The 21337-nt window shown below is 52.8% G+C and carries 14 protein-coding genes; 4 read left to right on the top strand and 10 right to left on the bottom strand.

Annotation, left to right across the window (positions count from 1 at the left end; translation table 11 throughout):
* Positions 1–97: 97 nt before the first annotated feature.
* The 4 genes from KOR42_RS07140 to KOR42_RS07125 all read right to left on the bottom strand — a co-directional run bounded on the left by KOR42_RS07140 (position 98) and on the right by KOR42_RS07125 (position 7877).
* Positions 98–1894, bottom strand: a complete 1797-nt coding sequence (locus KOR42_RS07140) for an FG-GAP repeat domain-containing protein (protein WP_197440942.1) — start codon at positions 1892–1894, stop codon at positions 98–100.
* A 108-nt stretch (positions 1895–2002) separates the two neighbouring features.
* Positions 2003–4363 carry a HEAT repeat domain-containing protein gene (locus KOR42_RS07135; protein ID WP_146508318.1) on the bottom strand — a complete coding sequence of 787 codons (2361 nt, stop codon included), beginning with the start codon at positions 4361–4363 and terminating at the stop codon, positions 2003–2005.
* Between the two features lie 224 nt (positions 4364–4587).
* Positions 4588–5943: a DUF1552 domain-containing protein gene (locus KOR42_RS07130; protein ID WP_146508316.1), complete on the bottom strand. Its 1356-nt coding sequence runs from the start codon at positions 5941–5943 to the stop codon at positions 4588–4590.
* 5 nt (positions 5944–5948) lie between these two features.
* Positions 5949–7877, bottom strand: a complete 1929-nt coding sequence (locus KOR42_RS07125; protein ID WP_146508314.1) for a DUF1592 domain-containing protein — start codon at positions 7875–7877, stop codon at positions 5949–5951.
* 272 nt (positions 7878–8149) lie between these two features.
* On the opposite strand from KOR42_RS07125, the gene KOR42_RS07120 reads away from it, so the two are divergent.
* From KOR42_RS07120 to KOR42_RS07110, 3 genes are all read left to right on the top strand, one after another.
* The gene (locus KOR42_RS07120) at positions 8150–8848 is read left to right on the top strand and encodes a YceI family protein (protein ID WP_146508312.1); all 699 of its coding nucleotides are present in this window, start codon (positions 8150–8152) and stop codon (positions 8846–8848) included.
* Positions 8849–9054: 206 nt separating this feature from the next.
* Positions 9055–9903, top strand: a complete 849-nt coding sequence (locus KOR42_RS07115; RefSeq protein WP_146508310.1) for a hypothetical protein — start codon at positions 9055–9057, stop codon at positions 9901–9903.
* A gap of 80 nt (positions 9904–9983) precedes the next feature.
* Positions 9984–10994 carry a threonine ammonia-lyase gene (locus tag KOR42_RS07110; protein WP_146508308.1) on the top strand — a complete coding sequence of 337 codons (1011 nt, stop codon included), beginning with the start codon at positions 9984–9986 and terminating at the stop codon, positions 10992–10994.
* Positions 10995–11117: 123 nt separating this feature from the next.
* Here KOR42_RS07110 and KOR42_RS07105 read toward each other — a convergent pair whose 3' ends face one another.
* The 3 genes from KOR42_RS07105 to KOR42_RS07095 all read right to left on the bottom strand — a co-directional run bounded on the left by KOR42_RS07105 (position 11118) and on the right by KOR42_RS07095 (position 15760).
* Positions 11118–12554, bottom strand: coding sequence for a sulfatase (locus tag KOR42_RS07105; RefSeq protein WP_146508306.1), 1437 nt, complete (start codon positions 12552–12554; stop codon positions 11118–11120).
* A 208-nt stretch (positions 12555–12762) separates the two neighbouring features.
* Positions 12763–13959: a hypothetical protein gene (locus KOR42_RS07100; RefSeq protein WP_146508305.1), complete on the bottom strand. Its 1197-nt coding sequence runs from the start codon at positions 13957–13959 to the stop codon at positions 12763–12765.
* Positions 13960–14089: 130 nt separating this feature from the next.
* Positions 14090–15760 (bottom strand): L-lactate permease, encoded by a 1671-nt coding sequence (locus KOR42_RS07095; RefSeq protein WP_146508303.1) that lies wholly within the window; start codon positions 15758–15760, stop codon positions 14090–14092.
* A 346-nt stretch (positions 15761–16106) separates the two neighbouring features.
* Between KOR42_RS07095 and KOR42_RS07090 the strand changes: the two genes are divergently transcribed.
* On the top strand, positions 16107–17243 hold the full coding sequence (locus KOR42_RS07090; protein WP_231740740.1) for a S9 family peptidase: 1137 nt from the start codon (positions 16107–16109) through the stop codon (positions 17241–17243).
* A 42-nt stretch (positions 17244–17285) separates the two neighbouring features.
* Here the strand turns inward: KOR42_RS07090 and KOR42_RS07085 are convergent, their stop codons facing one another.
* From KOR42_RS07085 to KOR42_RS07075, 3 genes are read right to left on the bottom strand one after another with little or no spacing between them, the layout of a single operon-like run.
* Entirely contained in the window at positions 17286–18221 is a 936-nt protein-coding gene (locus tag KOR42_RS07085; protein ID WP_146508299.1) for a hypothetical protein, read from the bottom strand.
* 16 nt (positions 18222–18237) lie between these two features.
* Positions 18238–19677 (bottom strand): FHA domain-containing protein, encoded by a 1440-nt coding sequence (locus KOR42_RS07080; protein ID WP_146508297.1) that lies wholly within the window; start codon positions 19675–19677, stop codon positions 18238–18240.
* Positions 19678–19686: 9 nt separating this feature from the next.
* Entirely contained in the window at positions 19687–21279 is a 1593-nt protein-coding gene (locus KOR42_RS07075; RefSeq protein ID WP_146508295.1) for a response regulator, read from the bottom strand.
* Positions 21280–21337 lie beyond the last annotated feature (58 nt).

The raw sequence follows: 21337 nt of genomic DNA, 5'->3' as shown, positions 1-21337 counted from the left end.
TCGTACATATCTCGCAGTCCCCGCCCGCTTGAGTCTGTGCAAAATGCTCAGACAGGAGTGAGCGCGGGACCGCGTCGATCGATGAATCACACATACATCAATCTGCATCCGAGTCGTCTGTAAGTTTCGTCCAGCGAAGGAAGTCGATGCCAACGTAGTATGCTGGCTTTGCTCGAGGATTCGCTCCGACCACGCGGATTGAAAGTTGATCGTCGCCTGTGACTTCGCATTCGAAGACCTCCAGAATCCCGGACGTTTTGACCTTCGAATCGTAAAGATCGATCGGCGTCCCCAACGATTCTTCGTTGAACAGAACATCCACAACTCCGTAGTCGGGAGCGCAAGTGAACACCATTTCCAATCGATAACGTCCGGGAGGTTGTTCAACCGGAATGGTGAGCGTGTCTCCGGGGCCTCCTCCTGTCCAGAATGCCTGAGTCCCTCCGCTCCATTGATCCGGCGCAAAGTTCTCCATTGATTGATTCCGAACGCCTCCGCGTGAAGCGTTCCAGGAAAGCGATTCGGCCTCAAGGCCTGACTCTGCTCGCTTGTTGGCTCCGTTCAACTTCGCTTTCGGTCCGCGTCGGGAGATGACATTGAAGTCCAATTCAGGAAGTTTTGGTCCGTCATAGCGTTGAGGCTGCGACTCCTTCCACACGCTTTCGGAAACAGACTGAACATTGTGCAGCAGGATATTGGCCCCTTTCATTCCGCCGACGACGATGTCCTCAAGACCATCATCATTCACATCTCGCACAACAATCTGACGACCGATTCCGGTATCTTTGGCTGCCAGATGCGGAATCCACTCAACGCCGTGATCGGTCCTGGAACATTCGAACCAATACACAACAGCTCCGGCATCCCACATCGGGCTCTGTTCGTGATGCGAGTAAAACGTCTTTCCCGTGATGATGTCTTCAAGACCGTCACCATTGAGATCGTGCATCGCCACTGAATGCGGTTCGCTGAAAACGAGACCGAAGGCATTTTCAGCGGGATGGGCTCCCATGATGAGATGATGTTTGAAACGAACCTCACCGTTGTCCGAAATTTGTTCGTACCACCCGAGCCCAAAGTCGTGAGCAGCATGACTGGTGACGATATCGTTGTCTCCGTCGCCATCAACATCGACGGCGTACATCTCTGCTCCGCCATAAGCATTGCTGAAAGAAACGCTGTGCGGTCGCCAGCGAGAGTGAGTCGCTTCGGTCGCTGGCTGTTCCAGCCAACCGGACGCATGGAGAATATCCTTGCGTCCATCTCCATTAACATCCCCGATCCCGAGTCCATGCCCGAATCGTTCGGCGGTCACCTTTTCTGAAATTGCATGAAACGTCCACGGATCGAACGGAGACTCCCAATTGATTGTGACGAATCCAAAGTGCCCGGCTCGCGTGCAGACGAGTTCTGGCCGCGCATCGCCGATCAGATCCACAAACTGCGGGGACTCGTTGGAAACCCAATCGAAGACTTCGTGCCGTTCCCAGTGCGCATCCAATCCGGAAGCTCCCGGGTTCTGGTAAACATAAGCAGGAGTTCCCGGAAATCCGACCATAAGAACATCGCTCCAACCGTCGTCGTTGAAGTCATAGACCCAGCTGAAAAACCGATCCGCATATCGCTTTCGGTCTTGAGGAACGGGCTCGGCGATCTCTTTCGAAACCTGAAAATCGGGGCCAGCAAACCAGAGTGGCCCGTAGACGACATCATCGATTTTGTCGCCATTGATATCGCCGACACCAACACCTTCGGAGAAGTATTCTGAAGTGAGATTGATCTCGTCAAAGCGATGAAGAGCGTAACCACTGCCGGGCGTTTCCTCGCCCTCGCATTGCCCAATCATCGCGATCACGGCCGAAAGGAGGAAAGCCCCCATTGCCCATTTCTGCATTCTCGTCTCTCCCCTGCATGGTGAGTCTTTCGCAACCATCAATCGACGGAAACGAACTTGAAGATGTGATCAACGACTGCAGAGGACGACAAACTCGAGGAAACAAATTTACCCGGTCGGACTTTCCTCTTCATCAACGGTTGAAACGTCGATCGCGTCGATGGCACGCTCGATAGAATCACGATAACGCCTGCTTTCTGTTTCTTCCAACAGCTTACGCAACTTCGGCAGAGCTTCGTGAGCAGCTGGTCCTGCCTTTCCGAGCAGGAAGAGAGCGTAATAGCGCTTGCGATGATTCTCAGAATCTAAACCTTCGATCAACAGTCCGACTGATTCAGGACCGGCAGCATCAATCTCACGAAGTGCATCACGGGCCATGTTTTCGTCTTCGTCGCTGTCGAGCATGGCAAACAAAACCGGAACAGCAGCTTTCGCTTCGGGGCCCATTTGTCCCAAAGCTTCTGCCGACTCACGACGGACAACCCAACTCTCGTCGCGGAGCGCCTCAATGAATACGGGAATCGTCTGCGAACGATCGGGTTCGATCGAGGCCAGGCACCTGACGGCACTTGCTCTCAAGTCTTCGTCGTTTCGATCAAGCAGACGGAAGACAGACGGTGAGCTTTCCGCAGCGAGATTTTTCATCGTGGACAACGCATCCAGAACTTTGGACAGCAATTCAAAGTCGTTGCTTTCCTTCTCGAGCAGCAGTGAGAGTTCCTTCACAGTTTCGCTGTCAGCGACAGCAATGGATTCAATCGCAGAAATCACAGCCAATGTCATCTCGCGACTGTCCGATTGCAGGCGGCTCCTCAAAGCTGGAATTGACGACGCTGCTTTTTCCTTGAATGCTTCCAGTGCTCGGCACGCTGCGATCACAACCTGTTCGTCACCATCGTTCAGTGAAGCAGTTACCGGCTCGAGCAGCGGAACACAAATTTCCGGACGCCCTGCGATTGTTCTCAACGCGCTCTGCCGAACCATTCCCGATTCATCAGCGAGACCTTCTCGCAGGAACTCCTGGAATTTGTTCTCAGGAAGTTCCAATTCCCCCAGAACAGAAAGCACGGTCGCTCGTACATCCGGATCGGGGTCGCGTCTTAATGACAAGAGAGACTGTCTCGTCTCTTGGTCTCGCCGAGAGAGATTTCCAATGGCCCTGACAGATGCCGCACGGACCGAAGCGTTTTCATCTTCGAGGCCACGCTTCAGTCCAGGCACGGCAGAAGGCGGAGTCACTTCAAGATTTCCAATCGCTCGTGCAGCGGCCGCTCGCAAGTAGGCTTCGGAGCTGTCGAGTGATTCCACAAGCGCGGGATAAGCTGTTGGTCCGATTCCTGCGAGTGCCAATGCGAGAGATTGCTGAGATTGTTCAGGGTCCCGGAACGCCGAAAGAATTGGTTCGACCGCCTGGACTCCGATTCGGCTGAGGGCCCGAACAACTTCTTCGTTCGAGCCGTCGGCCTTCAAAGAAGCGATCAGCGCAGGAACGGTGTCTGAGGCTGTCGATCCCAACATTCCAATGGCGAACGCAGCAGCGGATCGTCTCTGAAGGTCTTCGCTGCTCAGCATTGTGGTCAGTTCACCGAGAACCGAGTCCATTTCATCTTCAAGCTTCGTCAGAGCGAGGACAGCATTTCCACGAACTTGAGAACTTGGATCGGCAAGAAATCGGAAGACAAGAGGCTTAAGCATCGACCGATCCAAAGTGCTCTCGGACAATGCGAGAATCGCTGCCGCTCGTGTACTTTCGTTCTCGTCGTTCAGAATTTCCTGAAGACCTTCAATCGCTTTCGGGTCGGTCACGGGGAAGTTCGCTAGACCTTGAGCAGCGAGCATTCGCACGTCTTCGCGATCGTTCTCCAAGGCAATCGCCAGAGACTTCTCAGCGACTGCCCCCAGTCGAGAAAGTGCGACAGTGGTCCTTTCGCGAACCGATGCAGAGTTATCGTTGAGTAAACTTTCGAGGACAGGAATCGATGTTTCGGCCGAATCCGGAATCCAGCCCAGAGCATCCGCAGCTGCTCCCCGCGCACGATCCTGATAACCGCGAGTCACTTCGATGAGTGGCTCGACAGCTGCGGTTCCAATCTGTCCGAGAACCCACGCAGCCCGGTAGCGAACCTGATCTTCATAGCGGTCCAGATTTTCGACCAAAGTCGGAATTGCAGCCTCAGCACGTGGGCCAATTCGTGCAATTGCCATTGCAGATTGAGTCCACACCTGCTGGTCTTTGTCGCCTAACCCGGAGATCAGAGCTTCCAGTGCAGGTTCTGCATCAGATCCCAAAGCTGCAAGCGCATAGGCTGCGTCGCGTCGCTCATCGAGCTCACCGGTTTGAAGATTCTGGGCAAGTTCTGTGACAGTCGGCCCATCGGACTGAGCGATGAGCTGAGCCTCACCGAATGAAAAAAGTCCAACGACTAGAAGGACGACCGACCAGATTGTTTTCGTTGATGCGACGCGCATTGAACAAGTCCCCTGATTCGACCAGCAATGCAGGATCTCGAACCATTTAATGAGTCAATTTCTTCAGTACCAACTTCAACAGAGTCCCATCTTCCGTACATCAACGTCATCGCCCTAGTGCCATGAATCCGAGAGTTTGTCTTCTTCTCACAGGCCGATTCAAAACGACTTGATGAAGGATGAAGACGACGTCTCTGACCACGAGCTAAGAAACGGACGTCCACTCAGATTTGCAAACCGGGAACTCTGCCGGTGCTGTCGCCGATGAAATCGACAGGTGTTCCGAATCGATCGAGCATCGACATGAACAAGTTGCACATCGGAGTTTCCGTTGGAACGGCAAGGTGTCGGCCGGTGTCGATTGTTCCGCCTGCTCGTCCTGCGACGATGACAGGCAGGTTTTCATTGTTGTGACGATTTCCGTCACTCAATCCCGATCCATAGCAAACCATGGTGTTATCGAGCAGGTTCGATTCACCGTCTGGAGTCGCTTTCATTTTCTCCAGAAGATAAGCCAACTGAGCCACATGGAAGCGATTGATCTCACTGATCTTGGCCAGCTTCTCCGGCTTGCTTTGATGGTGAGATAGATCGTGGTGACCATCGTTCACGTTGATATGCCGATAGCTTCGATTACTTCCAGCATCTGCGAACATGCACGTCGCAATGCGTGTGGAATCTGTCTGGAAGGCGAGAACCATCATGTCACACATTAACCGTAAGTGTTCCGTGTAATCGCCTGGAACACCTTCCGGAATCGGATAGTCAATGTCGACGATCGAACTTCGATCTTCGTTTGCTCTTTCGATCCGTCGCTCGATCTCCCGAACACCGGTCAAATACTCGTCGAGCTTCTTCTGATCATCGCGTCCCAATCGGTTTTGGAGCCGCTTGGCATCGTCGCTGACAAAGTCGAGAACACTCTTTCGCAGCATCTCCCGCTTCTTCTGGCTTTTGTCGATCTCAGCACTGCTTCCCTGGCTGAACAACCTTTCGAAGGCGGAACGAGGATTCGTTTCTTTTCCCAACGGGGTCGATGACGACGACCATGAGATGCTGGACGAGTACGCGCAGCTGTAACCGGAATCACAATTGCCAGCTGTCCGTCCGGGTTCACAACCGAGTTCGAGCGATGCAAACCGGGTTGCTCCGCGAGTAAGATTGGCTGCGACCTGATCCACGGAAACACCTGAGCGGATATTGGATCCATCCGTTTTCCGTGGTTGTGCTCCGGTCAGAAACACTGACGCGCTGCGAGCATGGTCGCCGGGTCCGTCTCCGTTCGCGCGACCTTTGTCGTGCGTCAGACCACTCACTACCAGCATGTCATCGCGTACGCGCGAGAGGGGCTGCAAGATATACGGCAGTTCGTAACCGTATCCGAATTCCTTGGGAGTCCAGTTATCGAGATGAACTCCGTTCGGAACGAAGATGTACGCCATTCGAACCGGTGGTTTCGAAATCTGGCCGCTCGCCATCGCCAAACGAGGGGCGACTGATTCGAGAAACGGAAGTGTCAATGACACGCCCAAGCCTCGGAGGGCGGCACGTCGTGAGAGAGGCATATTCGCAATGGTCATCTTGATCACCTCACTTCGCTCAGTAGAAACGGATCACTCGTCACGATCGCTGTCACGAGCGCGGAAAATCGATAGTTGTTCTGCTCAAGCTCTGAGACAATTTCGTTGACAGCACATCGATCGAACGATTCCAGTTCCCGACCGATTGCATACGTCAACAGCTTCCGTGCTAAACACCGACAGAACGCATCACTTTGTTCTTCGGCAAGAATCTGCATCAGTTCATCAGCGCCCTTGAATTCATGTCCCCCTGGGAGCACACCTGACGCATCGATGTCAAAACGACCGTCACGATCTCTCCAGGCGCCAATCGCGTCAAAATTCTCCATTCCGAAACCGATGGCATCCATTTTGACATGGCAAACCGCACATGCGGGGTTGGCCCGATGCTGTTCCATCTGTTCGCGGAGTGTTCCGAGAACGTCTCCACCTTCTTCCAGTTCCGGAACATCTGGCGGCGGAGGAGGAGGAGGTTCTGCAAGAATATTGTCGAGAACCCATTTTCCACGTTTGACCGGTGATGTCCGGGTGGGATTGGAGGTCAACAACAGAATACTGGCGTGAGTTAAAACTCCCCGTCGGCCTTGCGGCAACGCAACCTGTTGAAATTCCGAACCATCGACGCCGGGAATCCCGTAGTGTTCGGCCAATTGCCGGTTCACAAAGGTGTAATCTGCGGTCAGAAATTCGACCACGTTTCTGTCGTCTTTGATCATCTTCTCGAAGAAGATCTCGGTTTCCCGTTTCATCGCGTTTCTCAGCGACGCATCGAATGTCGCGAACAATTCCGGGTCCGGGCTGAGACGTTCGAGGTCTCGCAACTGGAGCCATTGCCCAGCGAAGTTATCCACGAGAGCGACGGACTTCGGATCCTTCAGCATTCTGAGTGCTTGCGTTCGCATCGTCACCGGATTCGTCAGCTCTCCCCGTCGAGCCAGCTCGAACAATTCTTCGTCCGGCATTGAACTCCAGAGGAAATAGGACAACCGCGAAGCGAGTTCATAGTTGTCGAGATGCCGAACATTCTCGCCATCGGCTTGCTCTCCTGCCCCTTCGGCACGGAAGAGAAACTTCGGATTTGCCAGAATAGCAGTGATTACTGCTTGTTGAATCTCTTCAACGGAGTAGTCGTTTTCCCAGGCTGAACGCATAAGGTCAAACAGACGCTGAGATTCTTCTGCCGTCACGGGGCGGCGAAATGCTCGGGATGCAAATTCGTCGGCGTTCCGACGGGCCACTTCGACGCGTTCGTCATCGTTTTCTGCGACATGCGGAAAGACTCGTTGACGAGCATTTTCGTCAGCCATCACGGCTTCCGCGACAGCTTCCGCTGCGGCGAGGTACTTCTCCATGAGAACCGGCGGAATCGTTAAGACGTCGCCGATGTTGTCAAACCCGGCTCCGACATCATCTGCGGGAAACGAGTCCGCAAGATTTAAGGAGAGGCCGGTCAAATCGCGGATTGTATTATCGTACTCGGGGCGATTGAGACGTCTCAGGGTGACCTTGCCGGGATGTTTTTCGCTTTCACAGTCGTACGAAGCTAACTCCCTTTCGAGAGCTGCCAGAATTTCGATCGACTCTTCACCCGATGGCTGGTCGGCGTCTGCGGGAGGCATTTGCCCCTGTTGGATCAAACGGGTGACCTTTTCCCAGAATTCGACTTCTTCCTGAATGTTTGAAGAGTTCGTGAATCGGTCAAATTTGACACCTGATTCCGCGAAATCCTCGGTATGACAGTCCCAGCAATACTGTCTCAGGAATGGTGCAACGTGCTCCTCAAAATGCGACTTGTCCGGATCATCCGAAACCGGAGCGATCTCTTCGGTTGGATCGGGAGCAGCATTTTGCGCAAAGACTTCCGGCACCGAGCAAAAGAGGAAGAACCCGGTCGGGAGGAGTAACAGTAGGAGGGAGAGTATGGAGGGCATCATTCAGTATTGTATCAAGTTTCTAACAAAAATCAAAAGTGCATTGCCCAAAGACAGAATGAATTTTTCTCAACAGGCCTCGCAATATCAACAGGGAGGTTTGCGTCAGATGTTGTCTGTCAGAAGTTCTGTCGAGTGGTTGACTCCTGATTGCGTTGTTAGCATGCTCAACATGCGGATGTTGAACAGCTGCACAATGTCCTCCCACATTTGTACAACCCCGCAGCTGTCAATTCGGACTCGTCTCTCCCCCTATCTTTCAGGATGATTGCCCAATGATTCGCTTTTCTTCGATTGCTACTTCACTGACCCGAAGCGCTGCTTGCCTGGCACTGTCACTGGCTCTGATCGGTGCCTCCGGTTGTGGCGAACAAACCACCAATGACCCTGCCGTGAATCCAGTCCCTGAAGCGGGCGAAGATTCGACCGATCCTGGAACAGACGTGAGCCTCGGCGACTCAACAAGTCTCGATACGGGAACTCCAGCTGGAGCCATTGAATTGACTCCTGAGAACACAACGATTGAGTTTGTCGGAAGCCATGTTGTGGAGGAAAAACCTGATCCTGAAGCTCGGCATGGAAAGTTTCAGGACTTCACCGGTCATGCTGTTGTCAAAGATGGCCAACTGGAATCGGTTCAAGTCGACATCGAAACTGCTTCGCTCACCACCGGAAACGACAAGCTCGACAACCACTTGAAGAATGCGGATTTCTTCCATGTCAATCAGTTTCCCAAAGCCCAGTTCGTCTCAACGACGATCGAAACTGCTGACGACGGCAAACATCAGGTCACTGGCGACCTGACTCTTCTCGAAACCACGAAGTCGGTCACATTTCCTGCGACAGTGAAAACCGAAGATGGCCTGACCTTCAATGCTGAGTTCACCATCGATCGAACGGAATATGGAATCAATTTTGATCCCTCGAAAGTCGAGAAGGAAGTTCCGATCACGATCACAGTGAATGCCAAATAGATCCGCTCAGCCGCGATCGCGTTCCCGACTTGCCGGGAGTCCTGTTCAAGATGGCATGGCCCGAAACTTGTTCAAGGACTCACGGCATCACGGGCACGAACTCACTCTGAATTGACAGCGGTTGAAACCGATCGGCTCAAGACAGCTGTCGTTTCAACTAAGAAGCTTTTCTTCCTCATACTTGATCGAACAGAAAGACTGCGACAGTGCCGGTTTCACTTGCTGACGTTGGCTACGGATTTCTTTTGCCTGCACTGGCGGCACTTCTGTCACTGGTTCTGCTGAGGCGAATGCTGCCCGAAGATGCTGGACGACGTTACGTTCCAATGTTCGGATTCGTCCTTGGATTTCAACTGGGATACTGGCTCTTGAATCTGGGCCAGTTTCCACCCGCTTACCACTTTCACTGGCTTCCAATCGCGATGATTCTTGTTGGGATCACCTCATCTGTGACCGAGGCGACGGGGTCCACAATCGTTGATCGCATCCTGACGTATTTCGTGATCTCACTCGTTGGTTGCTGGTTCCTTCTGCCGAACTATCCCGGCCTGCCGCTCCCGTGGCAGTACACAGCTTTAATCGGAAGCGCGCTCGTCACCATTGTCAGCTTGGCGAGTCGCCCGCTCGTGACACGATTGTCCGGCCCGTTGCTGACCGGGTCGTACTTCAGCATGCTGGCCATTGCGGCTGTCATCATGGTTCTTTCGGGAAGCATTAGCTTTGGACAGATCACAGGTGCTGCGACCGGTGCCTGTTTCGGACTCTTCCTCGCCGCACTCTTTGATCCAAAAGCCAAGGACCAGGAGGGGCTTGCGTTTCCGATGATCTTCTTTGCGTTTGCAATGATGATGATCGGTCAAACCAATTCCTTCAGTAACATTCCTCAGTGGGCTTACTACATCCTTCCACTCACACCGATCGGAATGTGGGAGAGCCAGTCGGGATTCTTCAAATCGATGGGAGGCATCGGCGGATCAATCACTCGCTATCTCGTCGCCATCCATTACAGCCTGATTGCTCTCGGAGTTGTGCTGTACGCAGAATTCGTCAGCTAAAAGTTCGACGGAGAAGACACACCGCCGTAGCATTCGTTCGTGGCGTCGTTTTAGATTCTGTGGATTAAGGAAAGTTCACCATGTCGACCCTCGCTTCGATTGGAGATGTCACTCACGCTGAGGGAGTTCTCAAGGAATTTCTGACACCCACTCCCCTGATCCGTTCCACAGCTCTCGAACAAACGCTTGGCCTTCCCCCCTCCCAACGAGTCTGGATTAAAGACTTCGGATGGTCGCCTGTCGGATCTTTTAAAGTGATGGGAGCACTGAACTGGGTCGCTCGGAATGCTGAGTCCCTCGCTAATCGACCGATCATTGCCAGTTCGTCAGGAAACTTTGCGTCGGGAATTGCCTTCGCCGCCCGCCTCTTCCAAAAGAAGCTGTTCGTCATCATGCCCGATGATGCACCGCGCGTGAAGTTCGAAAGAACAGCAAATCAAGGTGCGGAGATTGTCACATACGACAAGTCTCAAGATCATATCACCGGCGATCGCGAACGTCTGTCACGAGATCTTGCGAGGGACGAGAAAGGGATCTTTGCGTCCCCTTACAACGACCGCTATGTCATCGCAGGAAACGGAGTAGCTGGTCTCGAGATCGTGAACGATCTCAAGCGGCAGGAACGAAAACCGACCCGGCTTTACTGCCCGATCAGCGGCGGCGGTCTCCTGGCGGGCCTCGCGTTGGCGATTCGACATCACTCTCCGGAATGTAAGATCACAGGCGTTGAACCGGAACTGGCGAATGACTTTTCGCAGTCTCTGGCTTCCGGGAAAGTTGTCTCGATTGAACACCCTCAGAGCATTTGTGACGGGTTGCTGAGCTATGAAGTTGGGGATCAGAACTGGCAATTGCTCCAGCGCAATGTCGAGAATGTCGCAACGATTCCCGATTCACAAACGATCGCTGCCATGAAGTGGCTGTACGACAACCATGGATTGCGAACGGAACCTTCGGGAGCGATTGCTGTCGCTGCACTTCTGAATCAACAGGAGTCCTTCCCCGACGAGGAAGGGGATATCGTCGTGATCATCAGTGGCCGAAACGTCGACGAAGACTTGTTTCGCGACTGGATCAGCCAAGCTTCCTGAAACGCTATTCGCTTGGTTTCTCGGCCAGCGCCGTTGCTCGGTTCATGAAGTGAACTCTCCAATCGCTCGAGCCAATTGCTGATAAACAGAAACGAAGACGCTCCCTCACGGCAAGAGTTTCACTCACCGCTTTCGCTTGCGAATTTCCATCTCGCGACTCGGATCGTGCTGCGGGTTTGGCTGCGGCATTTGAGCATCGATTGACTCGCGCCACTGACGAAGTTTCTCCTGCATGTGCCGGGCACGCTCGTTGAGGCTCATTGATCGTTCCGCAGACAGATTAGGATCAGCCAGAAGATTATTTGTTTCGGAAAGATCATCGCTCAAATTATAGAGTTCGAGATCACCTCTCTCGAAGAACTCAATCAGCTTCCAGTCCCCCATTCGAATGGAACCTGCCGGTCGGCTGTGGTGATAGTGCGGAAAGTGAAAGTAGATTGCGTCGCGATTCAGAGTCGCGTTTGGATTCTCGAGCACAGGCACGAGGCTGACACCGTCAAGCGGTTGATGTTCGAACTCTTTCACGTCAGCAATTTCGGCGAGCGTCGGCCAGAAGTCCGTGCTGATCGTCGGTTCGGAACAAACGGTTCCCGCCGGAGCGACTCCGGGCCAACGAACAATCAACGGAACACGAATTCCCCCTTCGTACAACGTCCCTTTTTCGTCTCGCAAAGGAGCATTCGAGCAGACGATCGGTCCTCCGAGACTGGCGGACTGATAGAGACCGCCGTTGTCTGAGGTGAAGATGACAACAGTGTTCTCCGTGAGTTCCAACTCATCGAGCGCCTGCATGAGCTGAGCAACACTGTCGTCGACATGTTCGACCATGGCAGCGTAAATCGGATTGTTCACGCCACCTTCTGGTTTGGGCTTCTTCTCGTACTTGGCGATCTTCTCCTTCTTCGCCTCAAGCGGAATATGAACTGCGTAGTGCGAAAGCATAGCAAAGAAAGGTCCGTCCTTGTGATCTCGAATAAAGTCAATCGTCTGGTCCGTCAGAAAATCGGCGAGGTAGGTTTCGTCTGGCACATCGACGGGCGGATTTGTTCGGAATCTCGGAGCGAAGTGACGTCCGCCGGTCACCAGTGAAACGTCATATCCCTGACGGTCCGGTTCCTGCTGCTGATTTCCAAGATGCCACTTTCCGAAGTAGCCGGTCGCGTATCCCGCCTGTTGGAGAGCTTCTGCCGGGGTCACAATTTCCAGTGGAAGATGATTCGCCACTTCCGGAACGAGAAGCGGAGCAAACGGTCGTCGATGCCCGGGGATGAAATCGGTAATTCCCAACCGAGCCTGATACTGTCCACTCTGAATGGCTGCCCGCGTCGGAGAACAGACAGCTCCCGCTGCGTAGAAATCGGTGAAGCGAACACCCTCACTCGCGAGTTGATCGATGCTCGGCGTTTCGTGGAATTGACTTCCGTAGCATTGAAGATCGGCCCATCCCATATCGTCGATCAAGATGAGCAGAATGTTCGGCGGTTGATCTGCACCTTGAACTCTCACAGCCTGAAATGTGATGAGAAAGAAGCCGAAGAGAATGATGTGCAGACGGTTCATAACGCAATTTCCATGAGGCGCAAGGGAAATCTGAGAGTCCGGATGGAGTCTCGACGGGGTCGTTGTGTTCTATTCCGCTTGCGAGACTCTAAACATCGACGTGACAAGTGTGCAATCGAGTTGAGTCACCTGAGAGCGATCTCGTGCCTCAAGGACTTCGCCTCGCACGACTTCGTCGTGAAAAAGTTTCCCGCCGAACGTGTGCCCATCATGAGAACCGGATGACAGCGTCTGCTTGACCACCTTGGCCGATACTTCGAAAGTAGATCGAGACATCCCCATCTGAGCTGATCTTGGCGGGAATGCCTCCCCACTTGAGAGAAGAAACTGCTGCTGTTGTTCGCGCCCCGACATGGCTCCCGACTTCGGGATGTTGTTCAACGAGAGCCCCGATCGCGAGAATGCCATCGTTATTGAAAATGATGGCTCCATCAATGCTGGAAAGCTCAATCAGAATCCGACGTTTCTGCCCGAACGGATTTCCATTCTCTCCGAAGTTCACTCCACTAACGACACTTTCAATCATCTGAAGCTTCGTGTTCCGCATCTCTGACAGAAGGCTTTCACGATTGATGACATGATTCAGCACCACTGATTCCGGATCGTAGACAAGCAACCCTCCATGCCTGCGAAAACTCAAATCGAAAAGCATGCTGAGAAATGTGCACGCAACAGACTCGTGACCGACAGCGTCTCCGATCGCTTCCTGAAACGGAACACAGTCGTAAATCCGCCACATCCCCTTTCGACTGGCCGCAATCACGCCCGTTCGATCCATAATCAAGACGTCCCGGTTCTCCGTGATGTGCAACGAGAACCGGGCGTTGGGATCATCATTCAGAAGACAAAAGAACGGATGCAGAAACTGGGGGTACGTCGAATCGGCACTTGTGTTAACGATCTGCGACCACGAAATCTCTTCGTAGGAAATGCTCCGCACCTGAAAGTCTGAGCGCACAAAAGTGTAAGAAGAGGTTGCGATGCGATCGATCTTTTTGTTGAAAGCATCTTCATCCAGATCACCAATCCCCACACCTTCAGAGAAAACAAGGTTCATGGTCACCGGAGCGTTTTCGCACGTCCGATATCTCAGATAGTGCACATACTTCAGCACTCTCTTCCAATCAACTTCAGCAGAGTGGTCGGTCAGCCACTTCTCAACGAGGGCTTCCTGAATGCAGTCTCCGATACTTGCCGAGTGGAGACTGACGAGCGAGAAAAACTCCGGAAGCTTGTCTTGAATGTATTCCCACAGACGTTCTGTTCTTGAAGTCAACGGACGATGTGTCGAAAACCCGAAGACATCATCACCGACCTGAGTCTCATATCGACACGGGGCATGATCAGACTCGTACCAGTGGGGAACGAGTCGAACGATGTTGGAAAACGCTTGCTTGAGTGTCATCAACCTCAACCATCCTTGAAGAGAAAGTCCTGCTCCATCTCACACGAAATCGGAAAGTGGGCAGCGTTCTCCCGCTGAGAATAGTTGAGACATTTTTCGGCGCCCTGACAACAGTAGAGGGCCGATTCGATCACATATTCACAATGACCAATCCGAGGACACCTGCCATGATGACGTAATAACAGAACGGAATCAGCGTCCGGCGGATCGTTTCCCCTTCACGCCCGATCAATCCCACAACTGCCGAAGCAGCCACAACGTTGTGAACGCAAATCATGTTTCCGGCAGCTCCACCGACTGCCTGCAAAGCCACCATCCAGAGAGGATCGACGCCGATTTTTTGACCGACATTAAACTGAAACAGGGAAAACATCATATTGCTATTCGTATTACTCCCCGCGACAGCCGCTCCCATTCCGCCAATCCAGGGCGCAAAGACAGGCCACATCCGTCCGACAGAGTCTGAGATTGCTGTCGCCAGAGCATATGGCATGGCATCGTAGCCAGCACTTCCTCCGTCGCTTTTTAGAAAAACCTGAACCATCGGAACAGCAAAGAGCAATGCAATCGATGCTTTGCGAATGGTCTTCGTCGAGTCGCCAAACGCTTGCAGAACGGCTGGCGTCTTCATCCGAAAAATGAAGATCGACATTATCGAGACCAACACAAAGACCGAACCCGGTACGTATAACGGCTTCTCTTCGATGGAAATGTTCGTTCCAAACAATTCCGGAACTCGAATCACGACTGAGTTCAGCCACGCTTGATACGGAAGCTGGGGCAATCGGGTCATCACCAGAATCGCCGCCACCAGCAAGTAGGGAAGCCAGGAGCGAGCGAGTGACCGAGGGGAATCGTTTTCGATGCCGAGAGTCATGCTTCCACTCCATGACGCAGGCCACAGTTTCTCTTCCTGAAAGTCCCACTCCATCCCGGAACGTGGCATCAGGAAGCGGCGCCGACTGGCAAAGACAACGACTGACAATCCGATCAGCCCCCCGAGAAGTGACGGAAATTCCGGTCCAAGCAGCCACGCCACCGCAACATAGGGAATGATCATCGCGAACGCTGCAAACAATGCGAAAGGCCAAACTTCCAGACCTTCCCGCCAGTCTTTTCGTTCGCCAAAGTATTTCGTCAGCATGCAGACAACGAACATTGGAATTGCGAACCCCACGGCCGCGTGCAGCAAGGCAACTCGAAACCCGATGAGGTGCAATCCCGCATCCGTCGAATCGACTCCGATACTTACAAAGTACCTCATCACGTCAAGACTTCCCACCAAGCTGTTTGCCACTCCAACTTCGATCGGTGTCCCGACAGCTCCGAAGGAAACAGGCGTACTTTGAATCGTCATTCCAACCATCACTGCAGCGAGTGGAGGAAACCCCAGCCCCACCATCAACGGAACACCAACCGCAGCAGGGGTTCCGAACCCGGCCGCCCCTTCGATAAACGAACCAAAGAGCCAGCCAATGATCACAGCCTGAATGCGTCGATCCGGGGTAATATCAACGAATGACTGACGAATTCTGCTCAGGGCCCCGCTTTCACGAAGCACATTGAGAAGCAAAATCGCCCCGAAAATGATGTAGAGCAAGCGAAGGGCAATCGCGAGTCCGCTCAACGAAGCAGCTGCGACTTGAACGACCGGAACGCGCCAGACGATCAACGCCAACAGCACGGCCGTCAAGAATGAGAGAGGCATCGCGCGACTTGCTGGCCACCGCAGTGCAACGAGAAAAATTCCGACGACCACGATCGGCATCAAAGCAAGAATTGCCAAAAACAGTTCACTCACGATGCCCTCAACTTCCATCTTTCGAGGTTGTGTCGACCACGTTTATGGTCTCCGCGCTCGCCCGCATTCATTCAGTCGATTGATTGCTGCACGCGCTCGCATTCGAAAACAGTCTGGATCGTCAATCTAGCGATCAGCACAACGGAGCAACAGAGTCCCATGTGTAAACTCTGATATTTCCTGGGGCAGTTGTACACAGTGTTGAGCAGACTGTTGACCACAATGTTGTCGCTTCGATGCATTGATTCCTTCGTACGAAACAAGGGAGAATGCACGCGTCCAACCGATCTCTTTATGGAATCACCGTCCGATGCCCAACTCCGCGTCCCTCGAAAGTCCAGGAAACATGTTTGTGGTCATAACCTTGTCCGCAGTCATGGCGATTGTCGTTTCGGCCGCCGGGGATTCTGCCGAACCGAAGAAAGATGCCCTTCCAAGAATTCTCGCCGAAAACAGCACTCCCCCTTCTGAGTTACAAAACGATTTCGGGAAATATCGCTCCCCACTCCGGGACCGCAACGGGAAAGAAATCACTTCACTGGAGGACTGGCAAGAGCGGCGAGGCGAACTCTTAAACGAGTGGACTGAGTTGCTGGGAGAATGGCCTCCGCTCATCGAACATCCTCAAGTCGAAGTTCTCGACTCGATCACTCGCGATGGGTTTAAAGAATTGAAAGTCCGATTTCTCTGGACCCCGAATGAATTCACAACGGGATATATTCTCGTGCCTTCGGGGAAAGGCCCATTTCCCGGGGTTGTTACAGTTTATTATGAACCGGAAACCGCGATCGGACGCGGAAAGCCTTACCGGGATTTCGCGTATCAACTCACTCAAAGAGGTTTTGTCACGCTGTCGATCGGTACGACTGAAGCGACTGCCAGCAAAACTTACTCGCTTTATTATCCGTCGATCGACAACGCAGAAGTTCAACCGCTTTCCATGCTCGGATACGCTGCTGCGAATGCCTACTACGTTCTTGCCACGCGTCCTGAAGTTGACGCAGAACGCATCGGTATCGTCGGCCACTCGTTCGGTGGAAAGTGGGCGATGTTCGCGTCATGTTTATTCGATAAGTTCGCCTGTGCAGCCTGGTCTGATCCCGGAATCGTTTTCCAGGACGACCGTTCCAGCGTGAACTATTGGGAACCGTGGTACCTCGGGTACGAACCGCCTCCCTGGAGAAAGCGTGGCCTTGTGACGCCCGAGACCCCGTCCGGTGGTCTCTATCCGAAACTTCGGAAAGAAGGGCGAGACCTTCATGAGTTACATGCTCTGATGGCGCCGCGACCGTTCCTTGTTTCAGGAGGATCAGAAGATCCGGTCGAACGATGGAAAGCCTTAAACCATTCGGTCGAGGTCAATCAGTTATATACAACAGAGCCGCGAGTCTTCATGCACAACCGCCCGAACCACGATCCGAACGCGGACTCAAACGCGGTGATCTACGCATTCTTTGAACACTTCCTCAAGAAGAATCCATGATCACTTACACAACGCCGGGCATGATTCTTTAGGTAGTCCGTATTAAACGAGAGATAAGTGAAGCAAAAGTCCGCAATCTTTCTTTAAGTAGTGGACAACTTGTTCAACGCGCTCCAGCTGTTGGTGCGTCGGACTTTTCTCTTTCTGAGCGGGACGAAATCTGCGGACAAACCGCTCGTCGACCGTATCGACTTTACAATTGGCGAGGTCGGCTCTTCGCGTCGCTTCCAATGCGAGTTCTCGAACCTCGTGCTCTCGCGGAACGTCGTGACCTTTCTCGTACTGCTTGCCAAGCTTCTGATCAATCATCGACGACATGAGCACTTGCGACTTAAAGTAATCCCATCGCTGTAATTGACGAGTTGGCCGACCATCATAAGTTAACAGCGGAAGACACGAGAACGCCTCGAGACATAAAATCGCCCCCGGTTCATCAATCGCAATTCCCCCACCAAACGCAGGTTTCTTGGGGACGCGAGGAACACCAACTTCAAAACGAACTCCGCCTCCACCGAGTTCCCGATTCACTTTCGAGATCTCAAACAGAATGAGCCCAATCTGAAGAGCCGATGCTGTTCCAGGTTGCATATATAGCTTGAGGGGTGCGCTGGCACTCCCGGAAATCTCTTTCGATGGCGTGAGGTTTCCGTTCTCGTCGGGAAAGATAATCGAATCGAATACCGCAGACGATCCAGCGACAGCTGCGACGCTCAGCTCTTCGGCCTTTGGAAGTTCTTGCGGCTTTTGCTCACGAATTCGTTCGAGTTCCCGATCACGTTGACGCTGCCACGCTTCACGTTCCCGCTGAAAATCATCGATGGCAACTTCCAACTGCTGAAGCTGCATGGAAACAAATCGTTCGAAACGACGTCCGAGGTAATCGAGGCTGCGCGCATAGTCGAGCAACTCGCGGCGCTGCTCATCCAGGCCGTCGGAATCGAATTCTTGGGTGATCGTTTCAGGTGTTCGAACATTCATGGAAAACTTCCCTTGTTCAAGAGTTCAAGCGGCTCCAGAGCTTGGAGATCCTGCTTGAAAGAGTGGCCCCGTTTGTTCCGTTTCGCCCAGTCTCACGGAATTCCTCACGGATCTCACGAAGTTTTAAATCGGCTTCCTTAATGGCAGCGGACTCCTCTTCGTCAGTCGCTTTTGGAGTCGGTTCCAGATCCTGTCTTCGTTTTTCGAGTTCATGCCGCATTCTGGCGATTTCGGCACGTTCTCTGGAAAGTCGAATCTCTTCTTCACGAGTCGTCGACCCGCGGGCTTCAGCAAGTTCCTCTTTGAGGCCGGTGTGCTGAGAATTAAGCTCATCAAGTTCATCCTGAACTTGCGACACCTGCTGCCGAAGCGACTCGATCACACGTTGAAGTGATTCCACTTGGACCGAAGAATCGGTCGCCTCATGCGCGACGAGCGATTCGGTGCGTTCTTCTTCAAGAAGACGAACTTTCTCTTTCAGAAACTTGCGTTCAGCATCCCATTCGACGGAACGTTCCTGAAACCGTTCTTCAAACTCCGACAACCACTGCGTGAGTTGTTCTCGCTCTTCGGTCTCTGCCTGATTCGCATCCTCGGCAGTATGCAGGAGCGATTGCAACAACTCCAGTTGCTCGTCTTTGGTGGAGAGTTCATCGAGCAGAGTTTCCAATCTTTTCACAAGCCGTTCAACTTCCTCACGAGATGGCGCTGTCTCGTCGAGAATTTCTTGCTCTGCACGCGCCGTTTCAGCATCTTGAGATTGCAGCTGGCTGACTTGAGATTGAAGTGCCAGGACTTCTTCTCGAAGCAGTTCAATCATTTCTTCCTGAAATGGATCAGCTTCGAATTCGACCTTCCTGGAAGTTGCTTGACTGAGGCGTTCTCTAAGAATCTCGTTCTCGGCCGAAAGTGTCTGAAGTTCAATCGCGAGATCGGTCATTTCCAGAGCGGAAGTCTCTGCTCCAACCGCGTTGGTGCTGACAGTCTCGTCTTCCTCCAATTCGAAATCGTCCATCGACGGTGCATCGTCAAGAATGTCATCGGACTCCGAGAGTTGATCACTCAGCGACTGAAGAGTTTCCAGCACGGGAGGACTTTGCGGCGCAGCACTTGGTGGCGGTCCCAGACTCTCTCGAGGATTCATCACTTTCAGCGCGATCACACATTCGCCGACCTGAACGTCACAGTCGTAGTCAATCTCGATCTGCTGAACTTTCTGACTGTTGACGAACGTTCCCGTCGGGGAATAGCAATCTCGCAGACTGACGAATCCTTTTTCGATCGTCAGAATACAATGAGTTCCAGCGATTCCATTTCCATTCAGTCGGAGTTCAGACAAGTCATCGGAGCCGACGGAAACGACATCGCCTTCTTTCAAATTTCGAGTGATATAAGCTCCACCCGGAATCTGAACGGAAATGGTTGCTCCGACCTTGCGATCTTCTGTGGTGTCCATAGTTCGCCCCTAAATCTTCCCAGCTGTACTCAGCTCTGAGTTGGAGGAATGACGCTGATCGCTTTGGCTTGATTTCGCTCCGTGGCGCAATTGCAGTTCTTCCAATGCGGTCAGTACGTTTTGTTTTGAGAATGGTCGCGAGATCACTTGCGAGTGACGAATCGCTTCGGGGATGTCCGATACCGATCGCTCGTCTGGAAGGATGAGACAAAGGTTATCCAGCTGAGAAACGTCTGATTCACTTCCGAGACATGTCGGCCACTTCAGTTCTTCCTCCCCGGTCAATTCGATCACGATGACGTCAGGGGTGCTTCTCTTGAGCAGAAGTTGCAAGCCAAATTCATCACGAACAACTTTTCCACTCCAGCGATTCTCCGTATCTGCAATGAGTTCGCGGAAAATCAAAGAACCTTCCGGATTGGATTCGAGAACAATCATCTCGGATCCTTCTGCAAGAGGCTGGGCGTCGATCCATTCCGCCATGCGTAACCCCTCAAGAACGCGCTCTGCTTCTTCCAATGGAAGGTCGGCACGCGTGGCGATTTCCGCAGTTGTGACTGGTTCTGTATCGAGTTGAGCGAGCACTTGGACATGCTTTGCCGAGAGGCCGGAGCGATCGAGATTTTGACCGCGGAGAGCACGTCGGAGCCAGCCGATGTTGTATTCGTAAGTCGGAAGTTCGCTCGCGTCACAATGAAGCATCGCTTCGACAAGGAGCGCCGACAGGCTGATTTCCAATGGAGCTCGACGGGAAATGGCTGGCATCTCCCTTTCCGGATAAAAGCTGAATGCTTTCGCTTCCCCATTAAAACAGAGCCGCGTGAGATAGGAAGCTTGAAAACGTAATAGCGTTTTCAGCATCCGTGGATCGATCACTTTGCGGTCGAGCAATTCAACGAGACCGTCGAGTTGCGAAGAGGCTCCACTGCTCATCGTAAAGCGAAGAAGTGGTGCCAGATTCTGAAGAGATTCCGGAAGCGTCTCCGCGACGTCTTCCGCTGTCACTGATGCGGAAACTACGGATTGGAAGCGACCGTTTTGAATGAAGAACAGAACGCGATGACGTTCGAGTTCAACTTCCAACATGCCGGACTTATTTCCGTTATTGAGGAAGTCGAAAACTTCGCGAAGGCCGACCCAACCGAACACGCCGGAAAGAGAGGTGTCATCCAGTCCGTCAACAACTTCCGGAACAGCTGTTCCGCTTGTCTGTGACGAAACGATCATCGCACCCACTTCGAGCGCGTTGGCGACAGTCGTTTTTAACAACTCTGGTTTAAACGGCTTTGGCAGCGAGTCAACGACGTTGGGAACGTCCATGTACTCGATGTATGCCTGCTTTCTCAGTGTCGACGAGACCACAAACGGCACATTCAGACACTCCGGCATCTGAATGATTTTCTTGCAGACCTCAATCCCTGTTGTTCCAGGAAGTTGATGGTCGAGGAGGATCAGATCCGGAACAAGCTGTGGTGCAAGCTCCAGACCTTTCTCGGCAGTCGGTGCCAGGACGACCCGGTATCCTTCTTGAGTGAGGTGGCTGTCGACCATCTTTCGGATAGTCGCACTATCGTCGATCACGAGAACTGTCTGTGCTGACATCTTCTTCTCCAGGATGTTCACGCCTTCCCGAATCGAATGATTCGGACGCGAGATCTCC

It is taken from the genome of Thalassoglobus neptunius (assembly GCF_007859735.1).
Lineage (GTDB): Bacteria > Planctomycetota > Planctomycetia > Planctomycetales > Planctomycetaceae > Thalassoglobus > Thalassoglobus neptunius.
The sequence above is the reverse complement of the archived record's forward strand: the minus strand, read 5'-3'. Positions and strand labels throughout refer to the sequence as shown.